Annotated in this window: 15 protein-coding genes and 1 pseudogene; 11 read left to right on the forward strand and 5 right to left on the reverse strand. The window is 71.7% G+C overall.

Annotation, left to right across the window (positions count from 1 at the left end):
- Positions 1 to 25: 25 nt before the first annotated feature.
- From ACZ4EF_RS26100 to ACZ4EF_RS26115, 4 genes are all read left to right on the forward strand, one after another.
- Positions 26 to 1,417 (forward strand): serine hydrolase domain-containing protein, encoded by a 1,392-nt coding sequence (locus ACZ4EF_RS26100; protein WP_467506541.1) that lies wholly within the window; start codon positions 26 to 28, stop codon positions 1,415 to 1,417.
- Positions 1,418 to 1,607: 190 nt separating this feature from the next.
- On the forward strand, positions 1,608 to 3,926 hold the full coding sequence (locus tag ACZ4EF_RS26105) for a transketolase-like TK C-terminal-containing protein (RefSeq protein WP_467506542.1): 2,319 nt from the start codon (positions 1,608 to 1,610) through the stop codon (positions 3,924 to 3,926).
- A gap of 155 nt (positions 3,927 to 4,081) precedes the next feature.
- Positions 4,082 to 4,615 carry a DUF2231 domain-containing protein gene (locus tag ACZ4EF_RS26110; protein ID WP_467506543.1) on the forward strand — a complete coding sequence of 178 codons (534 nt, stop codon included), beginning with the start codon at positions 4,082 to 4,084 and terminating at the stop codon, positions 4,613 to 4,615.
- 225 nt (positions 4,616 to 4,840) lie between these two features.
- Positions 4,841 to 5,407: a COG4315 family predicted lipoprotein gene (locus tag ACZ4EF_RS26115; protein WP_467506544.1), complete on the forward strand. Its 567-nt coding sequence runs from the start codon at positions 4,841 to 4,843 to the stop codon at positions 5,405 to 5,407.
- A gap of 25 nt (positions 5,408 to 5,432) precedes the next feature.
- Here ACZ4EF_RS26115 and ACZ4EF_RS26120 read toward each other — a convergent pair whose 3' ends face one another.
- From ACZ4EF_RS26120 to ACZ4EF_RS26130, 3 genes are all read right to left on the reverse strand, one after another.
- Positions 5,433 to 6,110, reverse strand: a complete 678-nt coding sequence (locus ACZ4EF_RS26120) for an HAD-IA family hydrolase (RefSeq protein WP_467506545.1) — start codon at positions 6,108 to 6,110, stop codon at positions 5,433 to 5,435.
- Between the two features lie 10 nt (positions 6,111 to 6,120).
- A complete protein-coding gene (locus tag ACZ4EF_RS26125) occupies positions 6,121 to 7,170 on the reverse strand; it encodes an NAD(P)-dependent oxidoreductase (RefSeq protein ID WP_467506546.1) in 1,050 nt (349 codons plus the stop codon).
- Positions 7,171 to 7,263: 93 nt separating this feature from the next.
- Positions 7,264 to 8,193 carry a helix-turn-helix transcriptional regulator gene (locus tag ACZ4EF_RS26130; protein WP_467506547.1) on the reverse strand — a complete coding sequence of 310 codons (930 nt, stop codon included), beginning with the start codon at positions 8,191 to 8,193 and terminating at the stop codon, positions 7,264 to 7,266.
- Positions 8,194 to 8,443: 250 nt separating this feature from the next.
- Here ACZ4EF_RS26130 and ACZ4EF_RS26135 point away from each other — a divergent pair, with 250 nt between their 5' ends.
- From ACZ4EF_RS26135 to ACZ4EF_RS26155, 5 genes and pseudogenes are all read left to right on the forward strand, one after another.
- Complete coding sequence (locus ACZ4EF_RS26135; protein WP_467506548.1) at positions 8,444 to 8,773, forward strand: carboxymuconolactone decarboxylase family protein; 330 nt, start codon at positions 8,444 to 8,446, stop codon at positions 8,771 to 8,773.
- A 186-nt stretch (positions 8,774 to 8,959) separates the two neighbouring features.
- Positions 8,960 to 9,364 carry a (R)-mandelonitrile lyase gene (locus ACZ4EF_RS26140; RefSeq protein WP_467506549.1) on the forward strand — a complete coding sequence of 135 codons (405 nt, stop codon included), beginning with the start codon at positions 8,960 to 8,962 and terminating at the stop codon, positions 9,362 to 9,364.
- Between the two features lie 207 nt (positions 9,365 to 9,571).
- Positions 9,572 to 9,982: pseudogene (locus ACZ4EF_RS26145) on the forward strand (SDR family NAD(P)-dependent oxidoreductase); the annotation flags it as partial.
- A 74-nt stretch (positions 9,983 to 10,056) separates the two neighbouring features.
- On the forward strand, positions 10,057 to 11,148 hold the full coding sequence (locus ACZ4EF_RS26150) for an aldo/keto reductase (protein WP_467506550.1): 1,092 nt from the start codon (positions 10,057 to 10,059) through the stop codon (positions 11,146 to 11,148).
- A gap of 40 nt (positions 11,149 to 11,188) precedes the next feature.
- On the forward strand, positions 11,189 to 12,160 hold the full coding sequence (locus ACZ4EF_RS26155; RefSeq protein ID WP_467506551.1) for an aldo/keto reductase: 972 nt from the start codon (positions 11,189 to 11,191) through the stop codon (positions 12,158 to 12,160).
- Between the two features lie 112 nt (positions 12,161 to 12,272).
- Here the strand turns inward: ACZ4EF_RS26155 and ACZ4EF_RS26160 are convergent, their stop codons facing one another.
- Positions 12,273 to 12,635: a hypothetical protein gene (locus ACZ4EF_RS26160; RefSeq protein WP_391048055.1), complete on the reverse strand. Its 363-nt coding sequence runs from the start codon at positions 12,633 to 12,635 to the stop codon at positions 12,273 to 12,275.
- Positions 12,636 to 12,788: 153 nt separating this feature from the next.
- Positions 12,789 to 13,445 (reverse strand): TetR/AcrR family transcriptional regulator, encoded by a 657-nt coding sequence (locus tag ACZ4EF_RS26165; protein WP_467506552.1) that lies wholly within the window; start codon positions 13,443 to 13,445, stop codon positions 12,789 to 12,791.
- A 97-nt stretch (positions 13,446 to 13,542) separates the two neighbouring features.
- Here ACZ4EF_RS26165 and ACZ4EF_RS26170 point away from each other — a divergent pair, with 97 nt between their 5' ends.
- On the forward strand, positions 13,543 to 14,193 hold the full coding sequence (locus ACZ4EF_RS26170; protein WP_467506553.1) for a CatB-related O-acetyltransferase: 651 nt from the start codon (positions 13,543 to 13,545) through the stop codon (positions 14,191 to 14,193).
- Positions 14,194 to 14,474: 281 nt separating this feature from the next.
- On the forward strand, positions 14,475 to 15,608 hold the full coding sequence (locus ACZ4EF_RS26175; RefSeq protein WP_467506554.1) for a phosphatase PAP2 family protein: 1,134 nt from the start codon (positions 14,475 to 14,477) through the stop codon (positions 15,606 to 15,608).

The following is a 15,608-nucleotide window of genomic DNA, read 5'->3' on the forward strand; positions in this document are numbered from 1 at the left end:
GCAGCGGCCCGGCACACTGTCCGATATGACGACACCAAGGGTGGACCGACGGGAGTTCCAGCAGCGCCTGGACGATCTCGCGAATCGGTACGGCGTCCCGGGGGCGGCGGCCGGCGTGCTGGTCGACGGGAGGACCACGGTCGTCGCCACCGGGATCGCGAAGCTGGGTACGACCGTTCCGGTGACGACGGACTCGGTGTTCCTGCTCGCCTCCATCACCAAGGTGTGGACCGCGACGCTCGTCCTCCAGCTCGTGGACGAGGGGCTGGTCGACCTGTCCTCGCCGGTGAATCACTACCTGACGCCGCCGCTGCGGTTGGAGGACGAGGAGGTGGCGCGCACCGTCACCGTCGGGCAACTGCTCTCGCACTCCGGCGGGTTCTTCGGCGATGCCGCCGAGCCGGACGTCCGGAGCGACGACGCCGTCGAGAAGATCGTTGAGAGCTACAGCGGCCTGGCTCAGCTGCACCGGCCGGGAGCGGTGTTCTCCTACTCCAACTCCGGGTACAACGTGCTGGGCCGGCTCATCGAGTGCGTGACCGGATCGACCTGGGACGAGGCGTTGCGGACGCGCCTCATCGAACCGTTGGGGCTCGGCAGCACCTCGACGCTTCCCGAGGAGACCATGACGAGACCGCTCGTGGTCGGCCACGTACCGGCGGCGCCGGGGTCGTACGATCTCACGCCGGTCTCGACCTGGCTCGACCCACGGACGTCGGGGCCGTGCGGGGGGACGCTGGCGGCAACCCCGGCCGACCTCCTGGCGTTCGCCAGGCACCACCTCGAGGACGGTCTGGCGCCTTCGGGCGCGCGACTCATGAGTCCGCGGACCGCGCGGACCATGCGGGAGCCCCACATCGCGCAGCCGGATCCGAGCCGGGGTCCCGCGTGGGGCTGGGGATGGTCGATCGAGCGTCTCGAGCCGCGGATCGTCGGCCACATCGGGAGCACCTGCGGTCAGCAGTACCGGCTGGTCCTGGCGCCCGACCACGGCGTCGCCGTCTGCGTCATGGCGAGCGGTGACATCCAGGGCATGGGTGACGAGCTGGTGTCCGAGCTGTTGCGGGAGCTGGTCGGCGTCGGCCTGCCGACCACGCCGGGCCCGGTCGACGCGGACATCGACGTCACGCCGTACGTCGGGCGGTTCCGGATGAGCGACGAGGCGACGATCGACGTACGGGCGGAGGCATCGGGTCTCATCGCGTCCTTCACGACGAGCGGCCGGTGGGCAGACTTCCACGGGGACTTCTCGACGCCGATGACCTACGCGGGCGGAACGACGTTCCTCATGTCGATGCCGCCCGTGACCGAGCCGGTGGCGGCCACCTTCCTCTGGGCGGACGGGCCTGGCGGACCCGCGACCCACCTCGCGTCGCAGATGCGGGTCGCTCCCCGGTCGGAAGACTCTCCGCGGTGACGGCCCCGGTCGGAAGACTCTCCGCGGTGACCGCCCCGGTCGGAGTCCTCTGCGCCGTGACGGCCGGCGGTACGCGGGCCGCGCGGCGGCCGGGCGGTCCGGCGCGCCCCGGACGTCGTCGTCCGTGTCATCCCACCCCGTCGCGGCGCGTACACCGCGCGCGTCCACCGCATGTCTGCGAGGCAATCCGATGACCGTGACCTCCTCTTCCGTGGCATCGGCGGCTCCCGCGGAGGAGGTGCTGCGAGAGATCGCCCGCAAGGTGCTCTGGATCGCCACGTCGATCGTCGACGCGGCGAACCGTGGCCGTCCCAACGCCAGTGGCGTCAAGGTCGGGGGCCATCAATCGTCCAGCGCCTCGATGGTCGACATCATGGTCTCGCTCTGGTTCGCCGAGCTGACCCGGAACGACCGGGTGTCGGTCAAACCGCACGCGTCCCCCGTACTCCACGCGATCAATTACCTCATCGGCGACCTTGACGCCAAGTACCTCACGACACTTCGCTCCAAGGGCGGGTTGCAGTCCTACCCCAGTCGGCTCAAGGATCCCGACACCGTGGATTTCTCCACCGGCTCGGTCGGCATCGGGGCGACTGCCGCGCTCTGGGCGGCCATGTCCCACCGCTATCTGACCTCGCACTTCGACTCCACGCCCGAGGCGGGCCGCTTCATCAGCCTTCTCGGGGACGCCGAGCTCGACGAGGGCGCGGTCTGGGAGGCCGTCGCGGACCCCTCCACGGCGAAGATGGGCGAATTGCTGTGGGTCGTCGACCTGAACCGCCAGTCGCTCGACCGCATCGTGCCCGACGTCCAGATCCACCGCCTCATGGGCATGTTCGAGGCAGCCGGGTGGCAGGTGATCACGCTCAAGTGGGGGCGGAAGGTCAGCGCGCTCTTCGACCGTCCCGGAGGGGACGACCTGCGTACGCGGCTGGAGACGATGCCCAACGAGGAGTACCAGCGCCTCCTGCGTGTCGACGCCGAGCAGATCGCCGACCGGATCGTCGGCGACGACGGGTCCGAAGCGCTGCGCGAGCTGCTGCGGTCGGTACCCTCCGACCATCTCGCGGTGGCCCTGCGGGACCTGGGCGGGCACGACATCGGCCTGTTGCTCGACACCTTCGCCCACGTGGATCCGGATCGGCCGACGGTCGTCTTCGCCTACACGGTGAAGGGGCGCGGCCTGCCTACGGAAGGGCATCCGAACAACCACTCGGTCTTGCTCACCGACGTCCAGATGGTGGCGCTCGCCGAGTCGGTCGGCGCGAACCCGGCCGACCCGTGGCGACGGTTCCAGGACGGGTCCTTCGCGGCGACGCTGTGCGCGGAGCGCGGGCACGCCCTGCGGCGGCGCGCCGCTGTCACGAATCCTCGGCCCGATGCCGTTCCCGTCGCCTTGTCCCGGAAGCACCGCGCTCCGATCTCGACCCAGGCGGCTCTGGGTCGATTTCTCACCGATCTGACCCGCGAGGCACCGGAAGTGGCGCGCCGCGTGGTGACCTGTAGTCCGGACGTCGCCTCCTCGACCAACCTCGGCGGCTGGATCAACAAGACGGGGGTCTGGTCGGTCGCGGACCGACCGGACTGGTTCGCCGATGACCCCGAACGGGTTCTCAAATGGTCCGAGGGCGCCGGTGGTCAGCACATCGAGCTCGGTATCGCCGAGGTCAACCTGGTGAGCCTGCTCAGCGAGCTCGGTTCGACCTGGTCGCGGTGGGCCGAGCGGCTGGTCCCGATCGCCACCATCTACGACCCGTTTCTCTCACGAGCCCTGGAACCCTGGTCCTACGGCATCTACGCCGGTGGTCAGTCGATCATCGTCGGCACGCCATCGGGCGTCACCCTCGCTCCCGAGGGAGGAGCGCACCAGTCGATCACGACTCCGTCGATCGGCTTGCAGCAGCCGGGCTGCGTCGCGTGGGAGCCGGCGTTCGCCCAGGACCTCGAGTGGTGCTTCCTGGACGCGATCGACCACGTGGGTGTCCCCGGCGGGACGTCGGCGTACTTCCGGCTCTCGACCCGCCCGATGGACCAAGCGCTTGCCCGCTTGCCCGAGGACCCTCTCCTGCTGGAGCGCCGCCGACGCCATGCCGTTGCCGGCGGCTACCGCCTGACCGATCATCCCCTCGCGGACGAGCGGGTCACCCTGGTCGGGGTGGGAGCGATCATGCCTGAGGTCGTGGCGGCGGCCGATGCCCTGACCGGGCTCGGTGTGACCGCCGGAATCGTGTGCCTGACGAGCCCGGACCTCATCTTCCGGTCCGCGCAAGGCAAGGGGAGCGATATCGCCTCGGCTCTGTTTCCCTCGGAGAGCCCTGCCCCCTTGCTCACCGTCATGGACGGCCACCCCCACACGCTTGCCTTCCTGGCGGGGCTGCGCGGTGACCGGACCAAAAACCTCGGCGTCACCGAGTTCGGCCAGTCGTCCGCACTCCAAGACGCCTACAGGATTCACGGGATCGACACAGCGACGATCGTCGATGTCGCGCTCAGCCTGACCGGCCGCTGAGCCGGGGACTCCGCTGGGCGGACGGCTGCCGGCGGGCCGTATTTCAGAAGGACTTGAGAAGTTGGCGTGGAAGGCTGCGATCTCCTTCCGAGCAGCGGCGGCCGGGTTGCCCGGTGGGCCCGCTGCGCACGTCCTCGTCTGTGGAGAAGCCCCCCATGAGTCTTACGCATATCAACGGCCTTCCGGCGCACGTCCTGTTCGTGCACTTCGTGGTGGTGCTGGTGCCGCTGACGGCCCTGGCCGCGGTGGTCTGCGCGGTCCAGCCCCGGTATGCCCGGCGCATGGGGCTGTCGCTTCCGCTGCTGGGTCTGGTGACCCTGGCGCTGGTGCCGGTCACGACGCATGCCGGGGAGTGGCTCAAGGCCCGTGTGGGCGACGATCCTCTGGTGCGTAAGCACGCGGAACTGGGCGACGGTCTGCTGCCGTGGGCGATAGGGCTGTTCCTCGTGACGCTCGGGGTCTGGTGGCTGGGGCGCCGGACCGCACGGTCCGGGGAGCCGGCCGCCGAGAGCGTTCCGTCCGCCGGCGCGCGGCGGAGCCTGCCGACGGCTCTGCGCGCGACCGCCGCCGTACTCGCGGTGGTCGTGTCCGCCGGCGCGGTCGTCGACGTGTACCGCATCGGTGATTCCGGCGCGAAGGCGTCCTGGAACGACAACTACGACAAGCACCCGTCGGGACACAACGGCTGACGGGCACTCCGCACCTCGGCGCCGAAGGACTCCGATCGGCTTCCACGGACCTGCCTGTGAGGTCAATGGGACGCCATCGCGGCCCTTCGGTCACCCGCGCGGGTGAGGTTCGGCGTGGGGCGGTTCGACCGGGCAAGGGGGCGGGGCGCCGGTGCGTAACTTGGTGCCGCGGCTAGCCGTCGGCGAGTCGGTGTCACCACATCCCCCCAGGTCAAGGGGTCTGTCATGAAGCGCGTCATCTCCCTCGCCGTTGGCATGGCCGCCGTTGCGGCCACTGCCTCAGGATGCGGCAGCTCCAGTTCCACGACGTCCCTCACCCCCCATTCCAGCGCCGGCGCCACCACCGCGAGCGCCAGCGCCTCCGCGTCGACCGGCGGCGCCGCCACGGTGAAGACAGCGAACTCGCCGCTCGGTCAGATCCTGGTCGACGCCTCCGGCAGGACCCTGTACCTGTTCAAGGCCGACACCGGGAAGACGTCGACCTGCAACGGATCCTGCACGCGGGCCTGGCCCCCGCAGACCACGACCGGAAAGCCCCACAACAGCGGCGTGACCGCCTCAATGGTCGGAACGAGCACCCGGTCGGACCACTCGACCCAAGTGACCTACAACGGCCACCCGCTGTACTACTTCGCCAAGGACACCAAGCCCGGAGAGACCAACGGCCAGGGCCTCAACGAATTCGGCGCGCTGTGGTACGTGGTCAGCCCCAGCGGCAACGCGGTCACCACCGCGGCCTCCACGTCGGCCTCACCGTCGACCGGCTCCGCCAGCGGCGGAGGCGGGTACTGAGGCGCGGTCCCGTCCATCACTGCGCTCACCGGCGCAGCAGGTCCGCGGCGGCGAGACTGAGTACGCCGTCGTGCCAGGCGAGGCCGCGCAGGTCGCGGACGACGACGGGGGCGTGGGTGGCCAGTGCGCGCCGCCCGACCCCGACGACGACCGCGCCTGCCGCGGCTCCGGCCGCCGCCCCCGCGGCGCTGTCCTCGAAGACGACCGTCCGGGCCGGGGCGAAGCCCAGCTTCCGGGCCGCGGCGCGGTAGCCGTCAGGGGCTGGTTTGCCGTGGCTGACATCGTCCGCGGTGATGAGCACGGGCGGAGTGGGCAGTCCCGCCGCCGCGAGGCGGGCCCGTGCCAGGAGGGTGACTCCGGAGGTGACCACCGCCCACCGCTCGCGCGGCAGGCTCGTGAGGAGGTCGAGGGCACCGGGGAGCGCTGTGGTGGTGGCCGCGGCCTCGACCTCCATACGGTCGATCGCGGCGAGTGCCGCCGGCCGTTCGTCCGGGTCGGTCACCAGGAGGGCGACGGTGTCGGCCGACCGGCGGCCGTGCACCATGGCGGTCACCTGTTCCGGCGGCAGGCCGCGGTCACGGGCCCATTGGCTCCATGCCCGGTCGACGCCGTGATCGGAGTCGACCAGGACCCCGTCGTTGTCGAAGAGCAGGCCGTCGCAGGGGATGTCGAGCGCGGAGGCCGGGTGGGGCTGTGCGGTCATGGACGGTCCCTCAGGTCACGGGGCGGTTGCGGTAGCGGCCGACCAGTTCACGGGCGGCGGTCTGCATCCGGGCGGGCGGAAGTCCCTGGGCGATGAGGGTGAGGTCGTCGAGAACCATGTCGCCGATGGTCTCGAAGGCCGCCGGGATGCCGCCCGCGCGGTGTGCGGACAGGACGAGACCGTCGAGGGAGCGGGCCGGGTCGTCGGGGGCGACCGGTTCGTCCGGCCAGACGTCGATGCCGGCCATGACGCGCCCGCGCGCGACGTGGGAGAGGAGCGCCGGGTAGTCGACGACCGGGGCGCGGCTGACCAGGACGAGCCGGGCGCCGTCCGGGAGCAGGTGGAGCTCGCGCTCGCCGATGAGGTGGCGGCTTTCGTCGGTGACGGTGGCCAGCACGAACACGAAGCGGCTGCGGGACAAGGTCTCGTCCAACGAGGCGGGCAGCACACCGTGTTCGCGCAGGACGCCGGGCGGCAGCCAGGGATCGTACACACGGATGGTGGGCCGGAAGGGGGCGAGGAGGCGGTTGAGGCCGCGGCCGAGGTTGCCGAAACCGACCAGGCCCACGTCGGAGCCTTGCAGCAGTACGGCGTCGGCGTTGCCGTCGAAGACGTACCGCTCCCGTCCCGCGCGGAAGGCGCGGTCCTCCCGGCTGATGCCCCGGGCGAGGTCGAGCGCGAGGGCGAGCGCGTACTCGGCGACCGCCGGGGCGTAGGCGGGGCCGCAGCCCAGGACGTGGATGCCGCGCTCGAAGCAGGTCGCGTAGTCGACGTTGGGGAAGAAGTTGCCTTCGACATTGAGCAGAGCCCGCAACCTGCCCGCGCGGGAGAGCCGTTGGGCCGGAAGGTCGGGCTGTCCGACGATCGCGAAGGCGTCGGGCAGAACCTCCTCCAGCGCTTCCTCGGAGGGCTCCCTCTCCAGGTCCACCACGGTGAAGCGGTCGCGGAGCGACCCCAGGGCGGCGGGGGTGAAGATGCGCTCCGTGCGCTGCGGGGCGGGGCGCAGGACCACAACTGGCCTGGCGGGTGCGGGGGTTGGGTCCGGGCCGGGCGTGCTCATAGGGCTCCTCGCGTACGTACGTCGGGACTTCGGACGACCAGGTCACGGCCCGCCGCCCTTGGCTTGGCGCCAGTGGCCAGGTGGCGCCGGGGCTCACTGGTGCAGGTGGCCGCCATGCTCCGCGCCGCCGGGGGAATGGTGCTCGGCGCCGACGGAGGGCCGAGGGTCGGGTCCGGTGGGTTCGAGGGTGGCGAACCAGGTGGCGAGCAGTTTCAGCGCGTCGTGGGCGGGGCTGCCGGGCTCGGCGCTGAGCGCGGTGAGGGTGAGGCCGGGGTCCGTGGGTACGGGCAGGGCCTCGAAGGCGAGGTCGAGGTCGCCGACGACGGGGTGGTGGAAGCGTTTGACGCCGGTGTGGTGCAGGCGGACGTTGTGCGCGGCCCACAGCGTACGGAATGCCTCGCTACGGGTGGACAACTCGCCGATCAGGTCGCTCAGTTCGCGGTTGTAGGGGTCCCTTCCCGCTTCGGTGCGGAGCAGGGCCGCGGCGGAGGCGCGCTGCGTGTCGAGTTCGGTCATGTACTGGTCGGCGCCCGGATTGAGGAACTGGTAGCGGGCCATGTTGACCGGGCGGGCGGGGTCCTGGAAGAGGGGCCAGTACAGGGCTTTGCCGAGGCGGTTGGTGGCGAGCATGTCGAGGCGGCCGTTGCGGATGAACGCGGGTGCGTCGGTCATCGCGTCCAGCAGTTGCCGCAGACCGGGCCGGACGGGCTGTGCCGTCCGGCGGCGTGCGGGGCGCCGGGTGGAGCTGGCGGTACGGGCCAGGTCCATCAGGTGGGCACGCTCGGACTCGTCCAGTTGGAGGGCGCGGGCGAGGGCGTCCAGGACGGCTTCCGAGGTGCCGGAGAGGTTGCCGCGTTCCATGCGGGCGTAGTACTCGGCGCTGACCCCGGCGAGCAACGCGACCTCCTCGCGGCGCAGCCCGGTGACCCGGCGGTGGCCTGCGGCGGGCAGACCGGCCTGCTGGGGGGTGATCCTGGCGCGGCGGCTGGTGAGGAACTCGCGGACCTCGCTGCGGTTGTCCATGCCTTCGAGGCTACGACGATCCCGAGCGGTGAGGGGTGTACTGCCAGTACACGTATCAACGGGTCCTTCCGCGCGCCTGCGACCTGCCGTTTCATCGTTGACAGGCCGGTTGACGGCCGTCCGCCGCTCCGCTGGCACCCCCGGTGAGGGCAGGGCGGAATGGAGGCGGACAGACGCCCGCGCCGTCGTTCGAGAAGGCACCCGCGCCGTCGCATGAGAAGGCGCCGGGCCCCCGTGGAAGGAGACCGTGATGCCGGAGGACCGGCAGCCCGGAGGACCGCGTCAGCAGTTCGGGGACATCGCCCCGGCACTGGCCGGATACACCGAGGACGTGCTGTTCGGGCAGGTGTGGGAAGACCCGGACCTGTCCTCGCGCGACCGCAGCCTGGTGACCGTGGCCAGTCTGATCAGCAGCGGCAGCACCGAGCAGCTCGCGTTCCACCTCGGCAGGGCGAGGGAGAACGGGCTGAGCGACAAGGAGCTGATCGCGACGGTCACTCACCTGGCGTTCTACGCCGGATGGCCCAAGGCCATGTCCGCGCTCACGGTCGCCCGCCAGGTATTCGCCGACGGTGCCTGACGCAGGGCCCGCCAGGCACACGCGACACCGCGTGACCCGCCGCCCGGCAGGCGCTCGCCGACACCGCCTGACGCAGGGCCCGCCAGGCACTCACCGACACCGCCCGGCCCGGCTTCGCTCCGCGCGCGGCCGTCACCCGCCGCGCGTGAGTCGGCCGCCGCTTTACGGACACAAGGAGAGACAACCATGGAGATCATCCAGCCTCCCGCGACGGCGAAGCTGCCGCCGGAGATGTTCACCGGAGACGCGTGGGCGGACGTGATCCACCGCGGCGAGGACCCCTCCCGCGTGCGGATGAACATGGTGCGCTTCGCGCCCGGCGCCCGTACCGCCTGGCACTCGCACCGCCTGGGCCAGACCCTCTGGATCGTGGAGGGCATCGCCCTGGTCCAGTCCCGCGGCGGCGACATCGTCGAGGCCCGCCCCGGGGACGTCATCGTCACCCCCGCCGACGAGGTGCACTGGCACGGCGCCGCGCCGGACCGCTTCATGGCGCACATCGCCCTGTGGGAGGGCGACGACGTCGACTGGCTGGAGCACGTCGGCGACGCCGAGTACACCGGCCCCCGGCGCCCCGCCCGCACCTCCTGACCAACGGCCCGCACGGTCACCGCGTACGTCCGCGTGCCCCCCGCCGACGGCGCCCCCGTACCCGGCGCGGTCGCCGAGGCGCGTCCACGGCCCGCCGCCCTGCCCCCGGACCGCCCTGCCCCGGACCGCCCTGCTCCGCACACCGCCCTCCTCCCCCGCGCCATACGGGTCGCGAATGACACCGGCCCGGAGATTGGAAACCCTCCCGTGAACCCCCAGTACAGCTTCGAGGGGCAGGTCGCCCTGGTCACCGGCGCCGCCTCCGGCATGGGCCTGGCCACCGCCCGCGCCTTCGCCCGGTCGGGCGCCGCGGTCGTCCTGGCCGACGTCGACAAGGACGCCGTGGACAAGGCGGCCAAGGAACTCACCGACGCCGGTCACCAAGCCCTCGGCGTGGTCTGCGACGTCACCGACGAGGCCCGGGCCGCCGCCGCTGTCGACCGCGCGGTGGACGCCTACGGCCGCCTGGACATGGCCTTCAACAACGCCGGCATCCAGGCCCCGCCCACGGACGCCGCCGACGAGAGCGCCGAGAACTTCGACCGCGTCAACGCCGTCAATCTGCGCGGCGTCTGGGCCGCCCAGAAGCACGAACTGCGCCACATGCGCACCCAGGGCCCACTGACAACCGCCGTCCGACGCGGCGGCGCCGCGCAGCCGCCCGCCCCCGCGCCACGTAAGGAGCCCACGTCATGGAGTACCGCCGTCTCGGCACCAGCGGAACGCTGGTGTCCAACCTGTCCCTCGGCACGATGAACTTCGGCACCCCGCAGACGCCGGAGGACGAGGCGTTCGCGCAGATGGACGCCTTCCTCGACGCCGGCGGCAATCTGCTCGACACCGCCGACGTCTACAACGGCGGAGTGGCCGAGGAGACCGTCGGCCGGTGGCTCGCCGCCCGCCCGGACGAGGTCACCGACCGCGTCGTCCTCGCCACCAAGGGCCGCACGCGCACCGGCACCGACCCCAACGAGGCCGGAAACTCGCGCCGCCACCTGGACCGGGCGCTCACCACGTCCCTGCGCAGGCTGGGAGTCGACGCCGTCGACCTCTACCAGCTCCACGCCTGGGACCCCCTGACACCGATCGAGGAGACGCTGGCCTTCCTCGACTCCGCCGTCCGCGCGGGGAAGATCCGCTACGTCGGCCTGTCCAACTTCACCGGATGGCAGCTCCAGCTCGCGGTCTCCACCGCGCGGGCGCACGGCCTCCCGGTGCCGGTGACCCTCCAGGCCCAGTACAACCTCGCCACCCGCCAGACCGAGTGGGAGATGACCGCCGCCGCCCGGTACAACGGACTCGGCATCCTGGCCTGGTCCCCTCTCGCGAGCGGCTTCCTCACCGGAAAGTACGAGCGCGGCGCGCGGCGGGCCGCCGACACCAGGGCCGGTCAGGACCACGCCCTCTACCAGTACACCTCCTCCAACTACGAGCACTCCGACCGCACATGGGACGCCGTGGACGCGCTGCGCGAGGTCGCCCGGGACAACGGCGTCACGCCCGCCCAGGCCGCCCTGAGCTGGGTCGTCAACCGCCCCGGCGTCACCTCCGCAATCGTCGGCGCCCGCACCGTGCGGCAGCTCACCGGCAACCTCGCCGCCGCGGACCTGCGCCTGGACCCGGACTCCGTCACCGCGCTGGACACCGCGAGCGACCCGGACCCGGCCCCGTACCCCTACGGCCCTTTCGGCTCCGCCCAGCGCGACCGCACCGCCAACGACCCCGAAGCCCTCGGCGCCCTCATCGACCAGCACGCCGAATCCGGCGGCGCCGGGCAGCACTGATCCGTTCACGGACGTCCAGCACACGAAAGGGAGTTCCACCATGGAGTACGTCCGCCTCGGCGCCACCGGCCTGAAGGTCAGCCGGCTCGCGCTGGGCTGCATGAGCTACGGCGACCCGGCCGTGCCCGGCGCCCACCCGTGGGCCCTGACCGAGGACAAGGCGGGACCGTTCTTCCGGCAGGCCGTCGACCTGGGCATCACCTTCTGGGACACCGCCAACGTCTACCAGGCGGGCACGTCCGAGGAGATCACCGGCCGCGCGATCCGCGAGTACGCGCGGCGCGAGGACATCGTGCTCGCCACCAAGGTCCGCGGCAGGATGCACGACGGTCCCGGCGGCGAGGGCCTGTCCCGCAAGGCCGTCCTCGAACAGGTCGACGCCTCCCTGACCCGGCTGGGCACCGACTACATCGACCTGTACCAGATCCACCGCTTCGACGATGACACCCCGGTCGAGGAGACGATGGAGGCGCTGCACGACCTCGTGAAGGCCGGGAAGGTCCGCTACCTCGGCGCGTCGTCGATGTACGCCTGGCAGTTCGCCAAGCTCCAGCACGCCGCCGACCTCGGCGGATGGACCCGCTTCGGGTCCATGCAGAACCAGTACAACCTCCTGCGGCGCCAGGACGAACCCGAACTCATGACCATGTGCGGCGACATGGGCGTCGGGCTCGTTCCCTACTCCCCGAACGGCAAGGGCCGCCTCGCCCGCCCCGCCGGGGAACAGAGCGCCCGTTCCCGTACCGATCACGTCGTGCGGTCCTTCGACAGCCCCCACGACGGACCCGTCATCGACGCCGTCCAGCAGGTCGCCGAATCCCGCGGCGTGCCCATGGCCCACGTCGCACTCGCCTGGGTCCTCCGCAACCCGCTCGTCTCCGCGCCCATCGTCGGCGCGACGCAACCCCACCACCTTCAACAGGCCGTGGACGCGCTCGACTTGAGCCTGTCGGACGAGGAAGCCGCCGCGCTGGAGGCCCCCTACGTCAACGCCGGACCTTCCTGGTTCTGATCACGGACCCGCGTGACGGGGCGTGCGGTTCTGCCGCGTGCCCGCGTGACGGGCGTGCGGTTCTGCCGCGTCGGACCCTTCCGCGCCCGCGGGCACCGAACATGACGCTGCGTCAGCCGGCGGCGTAGGCGCAGCCGCCCGCGGTGATCGTGGTGCCGGACACCGCTGCCAGCGAGCAGGTCGCGATGACGTTGGAGGCGTTGAAGGGCACCCAGCGCCCGGAAATGAGCACCTCCTCCACGAATTTGGCCAGGTGGAAGACGTACGTGGGACCGGAGTCCGCCCAGCCGGGGCAGGCTGTGGTCGTGGTCGTCAGCGGCGAGGTGATGTTGTTGGGGTTGCCCGCGGCCCTCACCGAACCGCCCGAACAGTTGACGGCGGTCGCGGCATCCGCCGACGGCACGGCGGCCAGGGCGAGGACGGCGGCGGATCCCACGGCCACCGCGAGGGCGGTGGCACGCTGCATGTGCTTCATGGCTTCCCCCTGCTGCGGCCGAACGCGCGTCGGCCGTCACCGACATTGTGGGAAGGCCCACCCGCCCGGTTCCAGACGCCCCCGATGGCAACTTCCTGCGCGCGTCGGCCGGAAGGCCGGACGGAAGGGGCCCCGCCGCCGGTGCCGCGCGGTTCATGGCGCGGCGGCGGGGGGCGGGTGAGGTGGCGCGGTCGGGGCTCGACGGGTGGAGAAGGCACCTGCGGCGGCGGCCAGGGCTGCGGTGTGCGCGGCGCGTTCGGGGAGTCGGGGGTCCGGGTCGGCGCGCAGGAGTACCAGCTCGTGGTAGACGGGCGCCGTGGCGGCGATCAGCAGGCTCCGCGCGTCTGTCTGCGGGGTGGGGAGTTCGCCGCGGTCGACGGCGCGCTCGACGAGGATCTCGCACTGGGCGTACCGGTCGGCCCACAGTTGCCGCTGGGCCAGCGCGGCCTGTTCGGAGTGGAACGAGGCGGCCATCAGGGCGACGGCGAACGACGGCTGTACGACCAGGGACTCCTGGATCTCCTGGTTGAGGGCGGTCAGATCGCCGAGCAGCGAGCCGGTGTCCGGCGGTATCCAGTCGATCTCGCCGGCGGCGCCGATGACGTCGACGAGCAGGCCGCCGACATCGCGCCACCGCCGGTAGACCGTGGCACGGTGCACTCCGGCCCGCGTCGCGACGCCCTCGATCGTGAGTCCTTCGTGGCCGCTCTCGGCCAGTTCGGCTCGCACCGCGTCGAGAACCTGGGCGCGGACGCGGGCGGTGCGACCGCCGGGACGGCGGTCCGATGTCGTGTTCAGCGGGTCTGTCATCGGCAGTCATTATCCGGTTGATCCAGGCGGCAGGGCCGTGCCAGCATCTTAACGCGACGCTTGTCGCTCTAACCGCCGGAGAGGAACCGCCTCCACGATGCCGCCCGTTCCCGCCGACCCCACCGTGCTCCACCCGATGCCCGAGCACCCCCGCGTGGTGCTGCTCAAGCCGTTGGTGAAGTCGCCGCTGATCGAGGTCGGCGACTTCTCCTACTACGACGATCCGGACGACCCGACCGCGTTCGAGACGCGCAACGTTCTCTACCACTACGGTCCCGAGCGGCTCGTCATCGGCAAGTACTGCGCGCTGGGGACGGGCACCCGGTTCATCATGAACGGCGCCAACCACCGTATGGACGGCCCTTCCACCTTCCCGTTCCCCACCATGGGAGGCTCCTGGGCGGAGCACTTCGACCTGATCACCGACCTGCCCGGCCGGGGCGACACGGTCGTCGGCAACGACGTGTGGTTCGGGCACGGCGCCACGGTGATGCCCGGCGTACGCATCGGTCACGGCGCGATCGTCGCCGCGGGCTCCCTGGTCACCCGCGACGTCCCCGACTACGGCATCGTCGGCGGCAACCCCGCCCGGCTCATCCGCACCCGCTACGACGCCGCCGACATCGCCCGGCTCCTCGCCGTGGCGTGGTGGGACTGGCCGGTGCGGCACATCACCGGGCAGGTACGGACGATCATGTCGGGGACCATCGCCGACCTGGAGGCCGCCGCGCCGACCGACCAGCCCTGACACCGCGCACACAGGTCACCTACGACGACGATCCGGCCGACCGTCCAGCAGCCGCAGGCCGATCCGGTCGGTGAGGGCGTGCGAGGGCGTGCGAGGGCGCCATCAGGTACTCCCCGTGCTCGTCGAGGTCATCGATCTGGTAGATCACCGGCCCGGCGGCGGCCCGGCCGCGATACGTAGCCGCGCCGCGGCCTCACCCGGTGCCACTGAACCCGCCGACCGAGGGCAGACGAACTCGTACGCGTCACGTACGACGTCGCCACCGGGAGACAGGGGAGAACGTGTTCGGGAACGTCGCTCTGCCGATCGCGACCGTCAACCGACCAGGGCCCGGCCGACTGGCCCGCGCGCTGCCCGAGGCGGCCCTGCTGGCGGCGGTGTACGCGGGCTACAAATACGGCCGCAAAATCGCCAACGGCCATACGGACGACGCGTTTCCCCACGCGCACTCGGTGTGGGGCCTGGAGCGCGCCCTGCACCTGCCGAGCGAACGGCTCGTCCAACGCGCCGCCATGCACTGGGAAACGGTGATCCACGCCGCGAACTACCTCTACGCGACGGTGCACTTCCCGGCGATGGCGCTCTTCCTCGGCTACATGTTCCTGCGCCGCCCGACGCATTACGTGTGGATCCGCCGCGCGATCGTCGTCCAGACCGCGCTGGCGCTCGTGGGCCACCTGCTCTACCCGCTCGCCCCGCCCCGGATGCTCACCGGCTCGGGCATGGTCGACACCGCGGCCCGCTACGGTCCCGCCGTCTACCACGGCACCCCGCAGAACCACTCCATGTCCAACCAGTTCGCCGCGATGCCGTCCCTGCACGTCGGCTGGGCCCTGGCCATCGCGGTCGGCATGATCGCCGCCCACCGCTCCCGGGCGCGCTGGCTGTGGTTGCTCCACCCCCTGATCACTCTCCTGGTGGTGGTCAGCACGGCCAACCACTACTGGCTCGACTGCGCCGTGGGCTGCGCTCTGCTGGGTCTGGCGATCCTGATCATCCCCTCGGCCGCCCCGCGCCCGCGCGGAGTCGCGCTCCCCGCACCGGGTAGACGCCCCCGTATGACGCAGCCTGCCGACCACACGAGCCCTTCCCCGCTCTCCCCCACCCCCTTCACGCCCGCCGCCGAGCCCGACCGCGGCACCCGCAGATGGGGCCAGCGCCTGTACGTGCTGGGCGCCCTCGTCTACGTCGCGGGAATCACCATCGCCCTCCTGACGGCCCACCCCACGGCGCGCGCCGCCGTGTGGACGGTCGCCTGGGCCGCCCTCGTCCTGGGCGCCGGGGGCGCGGGACTCCTCTGGATCCGCCGCCACAAGGCGACGAAAGCCCGGGCCGAAGCGCTCAGCGAACCGCCGGTGGAAGCACCGGCGGAGGCACGGACCGAACCGCGCACGGAAGTCCGCCACTTCGACTGA

It is taken from the genome of Streptomyces sp. NPDC025721, from assembly GCF_055558595.1.

Excerpts from the sequence above, each read along its gene's own strand:
- ACZ4EF_RS26100 (WP_467506541.1), top strand. The coding sequence starts at position 26 with ATGACGACACCAAGGGTGGACCGACGGGAGTTCCAGCAGCGCCTGGAC.
- ACZ4EF_RS26105 (WP_467506542.1), top strand. The coding sequence starts at position 1,608 with ATGACCGTGACCTCCTCTTCCGTGGCATCGGCGGCTCCCGCGGAGGAG.
- ACZ4EF_RS26110 (WP_467506543.1), top strand. The coding sequence starts at position 4,082 with ATGAGTCTTACGCATATCAACGGCCTTCCGGCGCACGTCCTGTTCGTG.
- ACZ4EF_RS26115 (WP_467506544.1), top strand. The coding sequence starts at position 4,841 with ATGAAGCGCGTCATCTCCCTCGCCGTTGGCATGGCCGCCGTTGCGGCC.
- ACZ4EF_RS26120 (WP_467506545.1), bottom strand. The coding sequence starts at position 6,110 with ATGACCGCACAGCCCCACCCGGCCTCCGCGCTCGACATCCCCTGCGAC.
- ACZ4EF_RS26125 (WP_467506546.1), bottom strand. The coding sequence starts at position 7,170 with ATGAGCACGCCCGGCCCGGACCCAACCCCCGCACCCGCCAGGCCAGTT.
- ACZ4EF_RS26130 (WP_467506547.1), bottom strand. The coding sequence starts at position 8,193 with ATGGACAACCGCAGCGAGGTCCGCGAGTTCCTCACCAGCCGCCGCGCC.
- ACZ4EF_RS26135 (WP_467506548.1), top strand. The coding sequence starts at position 8,444 with ATGCCGGAGGACCGGCAGCCCGGAGGACCGCGTCAGCAGTTCGGGGAC.
- ACZ4EF_RS26140 (WP_467506549.1), top strand. The coding sequence starts at position 8,960 with ATGGAGATCATCCAGCCTCCCGCGACGGCGAAGCTGCCGCCGGAGATG.
- ACZ4EF_RS26150 (WP_467506550.1), top strand. The coding sequence starts at position 10,057 with ATGGAGTACCGCCGTCTCGGCACCAGCGGAACGCTGGTGTCCAACCTG.
- ACZ4EF_RS26155 (WP_467506551.1), top strand. The coding sequence starts at position 11,189 with ATGGAGTACGTCCGCCTCGGCGCCACCGGCCTGAAGGTCAGCCGGCTC.
- ACZ4EF_RS26160 (WP_391048055.1), bottom strand. The coding sequence starts at position 12,635 with ATGAAGCACATGCAGCGTGCCACCGCCCTCGCGGTGGCCGTGGGATCC.
- ACZ4EF_RS26165 (WP_467506552.1), bottom strand. The coding sequence starts at position 13,445 with ATGACAGACCCGCTGAACACGACATCGGACCGCCGTCCCGGCGGTCGC.
- ACZ4EF_RS26170 (WP_467506553.1), top strand. The coding sequence starts at position 13,543 with ATGCCGCCCGTTCCCGCCGACCCCACCGTGCTCCACCCGATGCCCGAG.